The sequence below is a fragment of the Chitinophaga sp. genome (genome assembly GCF_039596455.1).
Taxonomy (GTDB): domain Bacteria; phylum Bacteroidota; class Bacteroidia; order Chitinophagales; family Chitinophagaceae; genus Chitinophaga.
This window is the reverse complement of sequence record NZ_JBCNJR010000005.1, coordinates 114,800-126,712: the sequence shown is the minus strand read 5'-3', so window position 1 is coordinate 126,712 and position 11,913 is coordinate 114,800. Positions and strand designations below refer to the sequence as shown.

At 47.3% G+C, this 11,913-nt stretch carries 15 protein-coding genes; 5 read left to right on the top strand and 10 right to left on the bottom strand.

The window, feature by feature from the left end; translation table 11 throughout:
- Both ABDW36_RS16810 and lepA read right to left on the bottom strand, forming a co-directional pair.
- The gene (locus ABDW36_RS16810) at window positions 1-639 is read right to left on the bottom strand and encodes a diphthine--ammonia ligase (protein WP_343703089.1); all 639 of its coding nucleotides are present in this window, start codon (window positions 637-639) and stop codon (window positions 1-3) included.
- A 1-nt stretch (window position 640) separates the two neighbouring features.
- Window positions 641-2,434, bottom strand: coding sequence for a translation elongation factor 4 (gene lepA / locus ABDW36_RS16805; protein ID WP_343703088.1), 1,794 nt, complete (start codon window positions 2,432-2,434; stop codon window positions 641-643).
- A 169-nt stretch (window positions 2,435-2,603) separates the two neighbouring features.
- Between lepA and ABDW36_RS16800 the strand changes: the two genes are divergently transcribed.
- The 3 genes from ABDW36_RS16800 to ABDW36_RS16790 are packed head-to-tail and all read left to right on the top strand — an operon-like array spanning window position 2,604 to window position 4,768.
- Complete coding sequence (locus ABDW36_RS16800; protein WP_343703087.1) at window positions 2,604-2,861, top strand: acyl-CoA-binding protein; 258 nt, start codon at window positions 2,604-2,606, stop codon at window positions 2,859-2,861.
- Window positions 2,862-2,888: 27 nt separating this feature from the next.
- Window positions 2,889-4,127 carry an ornithine--oxo-acid transaminase gene (gene rocD, locus ABDW36_RS16795; protein WP_343703086.1) on the top strand — a complete coding sequence of 413 codons (1,239 nt, stop codon included), beginning with the start codon at window positions 2,889-2,891 and terminating at the stop codon, window positions 4,125-4,127.
- Window positions 4,128-4,132: 5 nt separating this feature from the next.
- On the top strand, window positions 4,133-4,768 hold the full coding sequence (locus tag ABDW36_RS16790) for a VIT1/CCC1 transporter family protein (RefSeq protein WP_343703085.1): 636 nt from the start codon (window positions 4,133-4,135) through the stop codon (window positions 4,766-4,768).
- On the opposite strand, the gene ABDW36_RS16785 is transcribed toward ABDW36_RS16790, so the two are convergent.
- Window positions 4,761-5,153, bottom strand: coding sequence for a hypothetical protein (locus ABDW36_RS16785; protein WP_343703084.1), 393 nt, complete (start codon window positions 5,151-5,153; stop codon window positions 4,761-4,763). The genes ABDW36_RS16790 and ABDW36_RS16785 overlap by 8 nt on opposite strands.
- Before the next feature lie 319 nt (window positions 5,154-5,472).
- Here ABDW36_RS16785 and ABDW36_RS16780 point away from each other — a divergent pair, with 319 nt between their 5' ends.
- Window positions 5,473-6,291: a hypothetical protein gene (locus tag ABDW36_RS16780; RefSeq protein WP_343703083.1), complete on the top strand. Its 819-nt coding sequence runs from the start codon at window positions 5,473-5,475 to the stop codon at window positions 6,289-6,291.
- A 424-nt stretch (window positions 6,292-6,715) separates the two neighbouring features.
- Here the strand turns inward: ABDW36_RS16780 and ABDW36_RS16775 are convergent, their stop codons facing one another.
- Window positions 6,716-6,934 carry a hypothetical protein gene (locus ABDW36_RS16775; RefSeq protein ID WP_343703082.1) on the bottom strand — a complete coding sequence of 73 codons (219 nt, stop codon included), beginning with the start codon at window positions 6,932-6,934 and terminating at the stop codon, window positions 6,716-6,718.
- 265 nt (window positions 6,935-7,199) lie between these two features.
- Between ABDW36_RS16775 and ABDW36_RS16770 the strand changes: the two genes are divergently transcribed.
- The gene (locus ABDW36_RS16770) at window positions 7,200-7,403 is read left to right on the top strand and encodes a helix-turn-helix domain-containing protein (RefSeq protein WP_343703081.1); all 204 of its coding nucleotides are present in this window, start codon (window positions 7,200-7,202) and stop codon (window positions 7,401-7,403) included.
- A 541-nt stretch (window positions 7,404-7,944) separates the two neighbouring features.
- Here ABDW36_RS16770 and ABDW36_RS16765 read toward each other — a convergent pair.
- The 6 genes from ABDW36_RS16765 to ABDW36_RS16740 form a co-directional block, all read right to left on the bottom strand.
- The gene (locus tag ABDW36_RS16765) at window positions 7,945-8,370 is read right to left on the bottom strand and encodes a hypothetical protein (RefSeq protein WP_343703080.1); all 426 of its coding nucleotides are present in this window, start codon (window positions 8,368-8,370) and stop codon (window positions 7,945-7,947) included.
- 353 nt (window positions 8,371-8,723) lie between these two features.
- The gene (locus tag ABDW36_RS16760) at window positions 8,724-9,113 is read right to left on the bottom strand and encodes a hypothetical protein (protein ID WP_343703079.1); all 390 of its coding nucleotides are present in this window, start codon (window positions 9,111-9,113) and stop codon (window positions 8,724-8,726) included.
- 2 nt (window positions 9,114-9,115) lie between these two features.
- Window positions 9,116-9,667, bottom strand: coding sequence for a hypothetical protein (locus ABDW36_RS16755; protein WP_343703078.1), 552 nt, complete (start codon window positions 9,665-9,667; stop codon window positions 9,116-9,118).
- A 185-nt stretch (window positions 9,668-9,852) separates the two neighbouring features.
- Window positions 9,853-10,371 (bottom strand): hypothetical protein, encoded by a 519-nt coding sequence (locus ABDW36_RS16750; protein WP_343703077.1) that lies wholly within the window; start codon window positions 10,369-10,371, stop codon window positions 9,853-9,855.
- A gap of 38 nt (window positions 10,372-10,409) precedes the next feature.
- The gene (locus tag ABDW36_RS16745; RefSeq protein WP_343703076.1) at window positions 10,410-10,703 is read right to left on the bottom strand and encodes a hypothetical protein; all 294 of its coding nucleotides are present in this window, start codon (window positions 10,701-10,703) and stop codon (window positions 10,410-10,412) included.
- A gap of 175 nt (window positions 10,704-10,878) precedes the next feature.
- The gene (locus ABDW36_RS16740; RefSeq protein ID WP_343703075.1) at window positions 10,879-11,325 is read right to left on the bottom strand and encodes a hypothetical protein; all 447 of its coding nucleotides are present in this window, start codon (window positions 11,323-11,325) and stop codon (window positions 10,879-10,881) included.
- Between the last annotated feature and the right edge of the window lie 588 nt (window positions 11,326-11,913).

Below are 11,913 nucleotides of genomic sequence, written 5' to 3'. Positions count from 1 at the left end.
TTATACTTCCATTTGCAGAAACCAGTAATCTTCGTGCTTTAATTTTGTAAATGCCGGAACGCTGACGGGCGCCGCAAACAACGGGCAATCCGTCACCACCGTATGAAACTCCCCATTCTCCCCGCATACGTCCACGCCCTTTTCTTCCAGTTCAGCAATCAGCGCATCATCCATCATTCTTCCCAAAAAGCTCTCTCCGAGGTGGCTGTTGCAGGAAACGATCATGCAGCGGATGCCTTCCTGCAGCATGCGGTGTACCAGCGTCTTGCGTTCCTGCTGCCAGAGCGGCAACAGCGCTTTGAGGCCGGCGGCGGCGCATACTTTTTCTTCCCAATCGCGGTGCGGCTGCAGGTCTATGTCCCCGAACACTACCGCTTGCGCGGCATGGGTGGCGGCGGTGTTTTGCAGGGCGGTGATGAAGTTCTGTTCATACTGTTCCCAGCTGCTGGCAACGGTATGCAGCGGCAGGTCCATAGCCTGGGCCTGCTGTTGCAGCAGCCATTCGGGGAGGCCGTGAGAGCGGGATATGCGGCCGTTCTCGTTCAGCACGTTCAGCAGCGCCACGGGACTGTGGCCCTGCTGAATGGCCTGCATGAGGGCAAAGCAGCTGTCTTTTCCCCCGCTCCAGGATGCAATCATATTAATCATCGAGTTTCAATACGGCCAGGAAGGCTTCCTGCGGTACTTCTACGTTGCCGATCTGGCGCATGCGTTTTTTCCCTTCCTTCTGTTTTTCCAGCAGTTTGCGTTTACGGGAAATGTCGCCGCCGTAACATTTGGCGGTAACGTCTTTACGCATGGCGCTGATGTTTTCCCTGGCCACAATTTTGGCGCCGATGGCGGCCTGTATGGCAATGAGGAATTGCTGGCGGGGCAGCAGCTCTTTCAGCTTTTCGCAGAGCTTGCGGCCGAAGTCGGAAGCGCGGCTGCGGTGAATGAGGGCGCTGAGGGCGTCCACTTTATCACCGTTGAGCAGGATGTCCATCTTCACAATGTCACTGTCGCGGAAGCCGATGGGCGTATAGTCGAAAGACGCGTAGCCGCGTGTCTGGCTTTTCAGTTTGTCGTAGAAGTCGAACACGATTTCCGTGAGCGGCAGCTCGAACATCAGCTCCACACGGGTGGTGGTAAGGTAGCTCTGGTTGAGCAGGATGCCGCGTTTGCCCAGGCAAAGCGTCATGATGTTGCCGATGTATTCCGGTTTGGTGATGATCTGCGCGCGGATGAAGGGCTCCTCAATGCGTTCCAGCTTGGTGGGGTCCGGCATTTCGGAGGGGTTGTTCACCTGTATCACTTTGTCTTTCGTATCGTAGGCAATAAACCCTACGTTGGGCACGGTGGTGATCACCGTCTGGTTGAATTCCCTTTCCAGCCGCTCCTGGATGATCTCCATGTGCAGCATGCCCAGGAAGCCGCAGCGGAAACCGAAGCCCAGCGCCTGGGAAGTTTCCAGCTCATAGGTGAGCGACGCATCGTTCAGCTGCAGTTTGTCCATACAGTCACGCAGCTCCTCAAAGTCTTCCGTCACTACCGGGAAAATACCGGCAAATACCATGGGCTTCACCTCTTCAAAACCCTGGATGGCTTCTTTACAGGGGTTGTTGGCCAGGGTGATGGTATCCCCCACTTTCACTTCCTTGGCATTTTTGATGCCGGTAATGATGTAGCCCACATCTCCCGCAAATACCTGGTTTTTAGGCTCCAGGCCCAGCTTGAGAATGCCCACTTCCGCCGCTTCGTACTCTTCCCCGGTGTTCACGAACCGGATCTTGTCCCCCTTGCGGATGGAACCGTTGTATATCCTGAAATAGGCAATGATGCCGCGGAAGGAGTTGAACACGCTGTCGAAGATGAGCGCCTGCAGCGGTTCATCTGCATTGCCTTTGGGGGCGGGAATGCGGTTAACGATGGCTTCCAGTATTTCTTCAATGCCGATGCCCGATTTGCCGGACGCCAGCAGTATGTCTTCGTCTTTTACCCCTATCAGCTCAATGATCTGGTCTTTCACCTCTTCGATCATGGCGCCGGCCATGTCAATTTTATTGATAACCGGGATGATTTCCAGGTCGTTATCCAGCGCCAGGTACAGGTTGGAAATGGTCTGCGCCTGGATGCCCTGGGCGGCGTCTACCAGCAGCAGGGCGCCTTCACAGGCGGCCAGCGCGCGGGACACTTCATAGGAGAAGTCTACGTGGCCGGGGGTGTCTATCAGGTTAAAAGTATATTCCTGCCCGTCTTTGGCCTTATAGTTCATCTGGATGGCGTGGCTCTTGATGGTGATGCCCTTTTCCCGTTCCAGGTCCATATCGTCCAGCACCTGCGCCTGCATGTCACGGTCAGAAATGGTTTTTGTGAACTCCAACAAGCGGTCTGCCAGGGTGCTTTTACCGTGGTCAATGTGTGCAATGATGCAAAAATTCCGGATATTCTTCATATATAAACTCCTAAGATTCCTGCGTTCTAAGGTTCCGGGTACTTTGCAGACCGTTTCCATCGCAGATCAGGCTCAGTTCAAGGCGCAAAGGTATTAAATTTTGTTCTTCTTTCATGTGTACCGCCGTTCAATTGGCTGTATTTCTTTACTTTTAAAGCAAAAATATCATATGGCACTGCAACAACAATTTGAAGAGGCCGTAGCCGCCAGCAAAACGCTCAGCAGTAAACCGGATAACGACATCCTGCTGCAACTCTATTCGTTATACAAACAGGCTACCGAGGGCGACATCAACATTGAGCCTCCCGCCAATATGTTCGATTTTGTAGGCAAGGCCAAATATGACGCCTGGAACAACCTGAAAGGCAAGGGCAAGGAAGAGGCCATGCAGCAGTATATAGACCTGGTGAATAAATTAAAAGGATAAAAGGCGGATTGCCTAACTTTGAGGGATATGGTACCGAATTATATGATCAGCGAAAAGACGCAGCATTTCCTGGAACTGGAAGAACAGCATGGCGCGCACAACTACCACCCCCTGCCGGTGGTGCTGGAGCGCGGCGAAGGCGTGTACGTATGGGATGTGGACGGGAAAAGATATTACGATTTTCTATCAGGCTATTCCGCTGTGAACCAGGGCCACTGCCACCCTGCTATTGTGGCCGCGCTGACAGAACAGGCCGGCAAGCTCACCCTTACCTCCCGCGCGTTTCACAGCAGCCTGCTGGCGGAATATGCAGCGTATATAACCCGCTATTTCGGATATGACAAGGTACTGCCCATGAACACCGGCGTGGAAGCGGTAGAAACAGCCTTGAAGCTGTGCCGCCGCTGGGGTTACGTGGTAAAGGGCATCCCGGAGAACAAGGCAAAGATCATTGTGTGCACAGACAACTTTCACGGCCGCACCCTCAACGTGGTGTCTTTCAGTACAGACCCCACGGCCCGCAAAAACTTCGGCCCCTATATGCCGGGCTACGAAGTGATCCCCTTCAACAACCTGCCCGCGCTGGAAAAGGCGCTGCAAGACCCGAATGTGGCCGGCTTTATGCTGGAGCCCATTCAGGGTGAAGCCGGCGTAGTGGTGCCGGACGAAGGGTATCTCTCCAAAGTGCGCCAGTACTGTACAGACGCCGGCGTACTGATGATAGCAGATGAAATACAGACCGGCCTCAGCCGCACCGGCCGCCTCCTGGCGTGCGACCATGAAGCCGTGCGGCCCGATGTGCTGATACTGGGCAAAGCCCTCTCCGGCGGTACAGTTCCCGTATCTGCCGTGCTGGCGGATAATGATATTATGCTCACCATCCAGCCCGGCGAGCACGGCTCCACTTACGGCGGCAACCCGCTTGCCTGCAAGGTGGCCATGGCCGCGCTGGAAGTGCTGCGCAATGAGCGCATGGCCGAAAACGCCGTGAAAATGGGCCATCTGCTGCGGGAAGGCATTGAAAAAATTGAGTCTCCTTTTATTAAAATAGTCAGGGGCAAAGGCCTGCTGAACGCCATTGTAATAGACCACCCGCATAAAGATGCGGCCTGGGAGCTGTGCCTGGCGCTAAAAGAGAACGGCCTGCTGGCCAAACCCACCCATGGGGACAAGATCCGTTTTGCGCCGCCGCTTACCATTAACGCGGCGCAGATCACGGAATGCGTGGAGATCATCCGCAAAAGTTTAGAGGCATTAAACCACTGATACGCATGAGCACAAGCACCAAAGCCATCAGAAGCTCCGGCTGGAGAACAGACCTGTTGATCGGTTTCCCGGACGGGCTGCTGCTGCTGTTGTTCACCACGCAAATACTTTATGCCAAAAGCCTGGCGGTAGACTCGTTTTACATCATTCACCTGCTCATACTGGGCGTAGGCACCCTGCTCATGACCATTGCCGTTTTCCGCGCCAACCGCGGGGATGATGACGACGGTAAAATGTCTCCCGAAGAACGCGCCAAGCTGCAAAACCTGGATATCTCCCGTCCTACCATAGAACATATTGCAGAAGAAATGGAGCGTGACCAGCAGATATGGGAGAAAACACTGCAGGAAGAACAGGTAGAGCTGAAAAGTTTCGGGCTGGGCCATGCCATCAAAAGCGCCCTCACCACCGGTTTGTTTTTCCTGCTGGGAGGCGCCATTGCCTTCATCCCCTACCTGGCCAGTGAAGATTTTCCCTTTGCCGCCAACGTAAGCCTCAGCCTGAGCCTCATTGCCCTGCTGCTTTTTTCTTACCTGAAGTCAAGAATTACCGGCCAGCGCCCCATGCGCCTGTCTATGCGTTACCTGGTAACCGGCGGGCTGGTGATACTGGCCTCCTACCTCATAGGCATGGCTATCTAGTAAACTGCCGGCGGTGCGCCAGCACGCAGATAAAAGCCGTCAATGCGCCCAGCAATGAAAGGTACAGCCCTATTTTCTGATCAGGACAAATACCCATCTCGCAACGGGAGTAGATCAGCATGTTCCTGAACGCCCACGCCGCCAGGAAGGCAGACGTAAAGAGGTTAACGCGGGGCGACCAGGCCTTCTGGATCAAAAAGAACACCAGCACCATTACCGCTACCGCAATGCTCAGCTTGCCCGGCTCCCCGAAGGCGGAACCTGCACTCTGCAAGCCGGTGAACACCAGCGTTTGCCCGTTAACCGGTACACTGATCCACGGAAGAAAAGCACTGATAATAACAAGTACGGCCGCAATAGCGCCTATGATGCTCGTTTTGGTCATGAGATTAGAATTGAACGGCAAAGTAAGGGAGAATTTGCGGGAAAGAGAAATAGTTTGCGGTATAACATCACCGCTGCCGGCAATAGAAAATGCGGGGGCTTTTTTGTTGCAAAACAAGAGCAGTCCCGATTTTCGTCTTTCGATCTGCGATTTTTAGATAACTTCCATCCCTGCACGCTCTCCTTTTTGTTAATATCTAATCCCAACCTAGTTGCTCTTCGAAAACCGCTAACGCCAATCGTTCTCCTTTTAGAATCTATTGAATGCCCGTTGCCGCCCGGCCCCGCTGAATGCCTTAAATTCAGTGAAAAAACATGTTATGGCAACGCAAACAAGTTTGTTAAAATTCACCGGCAAGCTGGGTAACGTCATCGGGTACCGGGTGGGCAAGAAGTACTACCTGCGCAGCATGCCGGAAGAAGTGCGGCAAAGCTCCCGCAGCAAGGTGAGCAGCCGTCACTTCGGCAAGGCCAGCCGCCTGGGGGCTACCGTGCGCCATGCCCTGCACGGCCTGCTGCACGTGAAGCAGGACAATAAGCTGATCAACAAGCTGAACGGAAGCTTGCTGGGGGTATTGCGGCAGGATGACCTGCACCGGCAGAAACGTTTTATACCGCGGTACTTCCGTGGGCTGGAGCGTTTTTGTTTCACTACGCATGCAGACCTTGCAAAAGTATTGCCCGTGGATGTGTCCGCTGTGCGTAATGCAGACGGCAACATTGAGGTAACCGTTCCTGCCATCCTGAAGCATCTGGCTAACCCCAGGGCTACGCATGTGGGCATCAGGGCGGTGGCCGTATGCCTGGAGCGCGGCTTCACCAAGGCCAACGCCGCAGCGTCTGAAATGGTGATGCTGAAGGCGGATGAGCCTTCGGATGCGTTTTTGCTGACCGTGCCGGCTGACCGGAACATGGTCACCTGCGTGATACTGGAGGTGACCTGCTGGCAGGAGGAACATGGCCGCCGGTATTTGATGGGCAACCAGAAGTTTATGGCGGCGCAGATCATTGCGGTGCTGCAGCCGGAAGCGGCGGTGGTGGTGCGGGAGGAACAGGTTCCTTACAGCTCCCAGCGGCAGCCGCGCATGCAGCTGCCGGTAATGCCGGGATTAGTGATTCACCATCCCCAACGGGAATAGTATGTGCTTTGTTTTTCGTTTTTACGCCCTTTACCGTCTCACCAGCCCCGCTGAACGCTCCTTCATGCCCTCACCTCACTTTTTCTTCCTAAAAACGCCCTGAAAACTCTGTTTCCTGCTGCTTTTTGCCTTGCTCGTGATACGCTGAACGTATTTTTGCACTTTTTTTTTGCCGGTATTAGCTTAGAACGGCACCGCCAGCTCATCTCTACACCAAATGCAGGGCATTTCCGCATCAAGTCCACCTAGCGTTCGCTTTCCCTTCGCTCACCCTTCGGTATTCCCTTTATGTTGACTCGGTGATGCAATTGTCTAGTATAGATACGATAGGCCTCACTTATAGGTCTGGCTGCGTTTCAACTGCCAGGCATTGCGGGTGGCTACCCCGGCGGCGAGGTGTTCGGCGTTGATGTTGTTCAACAACCTATTTTGCGATCTTTCGACGAAGATCATTGGCTAGCTCCCAGCCGATTCCCTTGATAGCATCCCTTTCTACTGGGGAAAGTTTCGCGGGGGACTCCCGCTTTTTGTGGAAGGTTGACTTCCGCCAGGCCAGTTCTTTGCAAACACGCTTACGAAAAGCGGTTTCCAGTTCCGTAAAAGTTTGCGATAAAGTTTTCAGTTCGTTTTTCTTCTTTTTCATGGAAAGCCGGATTAATGAACAATGTGAGTAAAGTCAGAAAGTGGAACCGGCGCATAAAAAAGGCGCGGAACTCAACCTGCCGCCCAGACCCGCGAGGATTGGAACACGGACAAGAAGAGTCCGCGCACGAACGCGGGCAAGCCTTCCTCTCGTGTTCCTTGTTTCGCGGGTCTGGAACGAGAATTCGGGCTATGCGCTTAATATCTTAAAGCTGCAAAGCTAATATTTTCCGAAAGCATTTTCTGATGCTGCCTTCGGGAAACATGTGATTGATGCAGTGAGAGAACGAAGGAAGAAACTGGGGATTTCTCAGGAACAGCTTGCCCATCACTTAGGCTACAGTGAAGGATTTACTGCCAATATCGAAACTCCTAAACGAAGCTCTAAGTACAACATTAAGCATATAAATGAGCTTGCAAAAATTTTGAAATGTTCGCCTAGAGATTTTTTCCCTAAAGAGCCTATGTGACTAGAAATATTAATTTGCTTGTGTGAGAGGCAGACAAATAGTGATGCGTCTATCTCAGTAGCAGCCTGGGAATAATATCCTACATTCTTCTTTTATTCCAAAGCAAGATTGCTTTAAGAATCGCTAGCACAACAAACATCGGTATAAGGAAAAACACTAGACTATAGAAAGCCCAACCGGAGGATACGACATCCGTCATTTCCAGCATATATAAAACAACACTATATACCAATAATATCAAGATCAATCCAAGCCCACAGTTGACTATACTTTCCCTTGACTTAGGTCGTAGTATGATAAAGAAGCACGAAGCTATTAATACCGGTATTAAGATAACCTGGATGATGCGTCTCAATCTATCCATGGGCGGTCTTTTCTTCCTGGGTGCGTTCCAGGGCAATATCCTGGGTTTCGGCCAGTACCAAACCTTCTGCCCCGGCCTCGGCTTCCAGTGCTTTTAAGAATATCATGCGCCGCATAGCCTTAAAACACACAGCACCCACTGGATGCATGAGGCTCTTTTACGGCAATTTTAAAAAAACTATCTCTTCAGCCTTTGCCAAGTTCTATTATGCAATATATACACCACACCAGCATCACGCCATGCCCGCAGCAAATTACGCAAATCGGAAACTGAACTCTCCTCAAGTAAAAACATATACTCTCTTTTCTTCCCTCCTTCCTTGAATTTCAAATAGTTACTCGTACCTTGTTTCATCATCAACGATTTGCCTCCATAAAACTCCCCGGCAACTTCAAGTGCAAAAACCTCCAATCCTGTAATATCCAAAATCGAAAATGAATACTGCCTTTGTGAATCGTCAATAATAATTTCCTTCTTAGTCAGTCTAATGGTTCCAACAATATCATAGGCCTTAATTAATTGCAGGGGAAGAACTGATGCGAAAAATAGAACAATTAACCCTAAGGTCACCTTTCCTGGCCAAAAAGCTGTGCTAATACACATCAGGGGTATCGTAATTAAAACTAACCATGTTAAAACCCTGAACAGGTATGTTCTCTTAAACGTTATCAAGGGGAGTGTAAGCATCGTCCGGAAGTTCGTTTTGTTCTATTTCTAATTCTTGTAAAGACTTTCTCTATCCGTTATCCGTCGAAAGATTGCTATTTCATCAAGTACATCGACATCGTTTAACAAATCAACATCGGTAGTACCTAGATCAATCACTACGTCTGTGTTCGCCGCACCTGTTCCTACCCTAAATTTCGAAGTAATTTCGTAAGCAAACTAATCCTTGCGTAACGGCGCCTTCACAATTTCATGCTCCCGCATGCTGGTTCACTACATCGCGAAATGGCCTACTTAATTCTACTTTTTTTAATGCGTGATCTATTGGTATAATATCCCAGAACCAGTACGCCAACAATCAGTAATATTACCAGCTCAGGCCGGCTCCCAGGCCACACTAATTCACCATAATCCTTATACCTCAATAACTGAATCTGTTGACCGATTTTGTAAGCCCCTTCCCGATACTCTTTTTTGCTGATTGTCATATCATAAATACTCTTATCGACAGATACTTTAATAAAATTGTATCTATCACATGTTCCGGGAACGGATACAACAACGGCTGCAACCTCTTCACCGAAATAACGCATAACTGCCAATTTTCCTATTGATGCAATTCCCCATACCATTAGCAAAATGCATAATAAAATCAATGCTTGGTAAAAAAATTTGCCCATTTCTATTTAGCTATCGATCTAACTATTGTTTTTTTACCACGCACTTTGAAAACTTCAAAAAAGCCACAAAAATCATATAATTCAGCACTAGCGGGAAAGTATTTTATCAGTACCTGTAAAATATCATGCAAATCATCCTTATGTGTATTGCTTTCAATTTTAACTTTATCATCTATTAACAATAGGCATTTAAACGAATCATGTACAAAATGCTTCTCGTCAGCCATTAGCTTAATAGATCTTAACACGCTATCAATGTACCTATTGTCAGATTCCGAAATCTTGAAAACAGCCAAATCTACTATTGAGTCATTTTCCTGGACTTTATAATTAATAGTATCATTTTTTTGATAACAGAATCTTAACGCAGCTTGCCCCTCACTATTAAAATCTACTAGGTAGTAGGAGTAATAATTAGGACATTCAATTATGATACTGCCACTCTTGAAGGATGGCTTACTATCATGTTTCTTGTTCGAGTTCTTAACGCCACCGCAGGCCATCAAATAAATGGACAACCCGAATAATAACTGTAAAGAAAATAACCTTCCCATATACCTATAAAATAGTTAATTTTAGTGTTCGAACGATAGCCACTTTCCTCAATTCTATGCCCCTACCCGTCCACCATCCGCAAATTCCCATACTTATTCCGTTCAGCTTGTTGATGGTTTTGACCATCATTTCGCAAGGTCACACCAAAAGGATTATAATACATCTCCGCCAGCCGAAAGCCAAATCAACTCTTTGACTTTAAGATATCTATTTTAATCACCTGAATTGCTTTTGGCAAGTATTCAAAATTAATTGCACGTTGTTTTTTGGTCATCATAAGTGAGTATTTATTTTTTCCACACAAAACCGGTTCATAGTCTGAAAACTCCTTATAATAAATAATAACCGGAAGCACATAAAAACTATCATACAGATAGCACCTGCTGGTATCTATACAATTGACTTCGGTCGCCTTTTGTTTCAGGAAAGACCGTTGATCAAAATACTCAACCCTTCGACCATTTCGCAATTGCAAGTTCGGCACTGGATTTAACACTTTATCCAATGCATCGCTGGCAAACGGATAAAAGAAATCGTGAAATCCCAACAATTTTACTTCATTCGCTGTTCCATCGTAATCATACATATAGTTGTGCGCCGACAGAAAAAGAATTCCGAATTCTTCACGAATCAGCGTATCTTTTTGAGAGAAACACTTCTCGGCGTAAAAAAAGAGGATTGATATACTAATAAAAAATCTCATAATCATTACTTTGTCTCCTAAGCCGCCATTTGTAAGAGTTAGAAAGCTAATGAATTTTCTATACTTAGGGCTTTTAAGATTTCTGCTATTCGCTTTAAATCGTAAGGTATAGCTTCATCATCGGATTTAGTCAAACGATGGATTTCAGCTAAATCATCTGACAATTGCCCCAATGAGATCTCACTTGGATCGTTGTAAGGATCGTATATTTGATCACTCGATATATCCCAATAATAATCATTCTTCAATTCCACTTCATTTCCCTTACTGTTTTTCAGCTCTAGAAGCAAAAGTGCGGTTATATTAATCAATTCATCAATATTTACTTTCATTGTTTATCGACCGTTTAATTCCGAATATTATTTCGAAATATTTGAATGGAATAACTTCCAAAAGTCAGCTTTAATTGCTCCTGATCTTTAGGCGCAATATGCGTCCAGACAGAATATTCCGCCATCGCAACACGGCATCACCGCTAAAAACGCATCTTAACTTCCTATCCTTCTATTAGAAATCCAAGTCTATCCCTAGTTCTAGTTTTCTTTCTTTAAACATATTCTCGTCAAATGGCCCCATAACATAAGATTGAAGAATACTATCACAGTTAGCTTTTAAGCAGTCCAAATTTTTAATCCTAAAATATTTATCGACAAAGTAATAATTTTCTTTACTGTCTTTCATCTGTAGAGTCTTTACTATTATCCATTTGTTATTGGATGTGGCGGCTTCTACGTATTCACCATTATTCGCCTGTCTTTCGCGGGTAGGAACCACTTGTATTCCTCCGTGACAGCGTCCTTCACAATAAACAATAATCCTATCTTCGTCTCCATCACCATCCCACAATGAAAAATTATTGCCCAAGGGGTGATTATACCATTCATTACAAGAAGTAGTGAACAATGCACTCATAAAACAAATGCCAGAAAAAATAAAACGGATCTTCTTTTGCATAGAGACAAATCTAGCAGAATAACTACCCTATCATTTCAACTTCCAATGTGCCTGGCTCTGAAGGTCTAATCCAATATCATGAAAAAAATTCGCAACCATCACTTCACACCTAAACCTAAAGCGGATAATCACATTTCCAGGGATAAGTAAATCTTTTCAGATCAACACCTAATTGCTCTAATAGATTAAAAGCTCCTCTTCCGTTTTTGCATAATATCTTCTTTCGTTAACCATATCCTCGCCTGCGAAATATTCATCTATTTTATCCTCCCCTATTTCAAAGTCAAGGACACTCGATGTTTATGTAATGATGGCCCCAATTCTGCAACAATAAGCCCCCCGCTTCTAAATCTATTGTAAATAGCAGTATCCAACATATTTCTTTTAACTACGTAGTAAAAAATCACCTCTGACCTAGAGTTTTATAGATCAAAGCATCCTTGCCGGAACCTTTATTGGGTAGTGTCTGACATACCAGCAATATTATTCAATATTTTGGCGCTTGTTAAACACAACTATTTTTTACCCCCCAAAAAAAATTGCCAATCCAAAGCTGCTAACTATGCTGACAATCCCATATAAAAATAG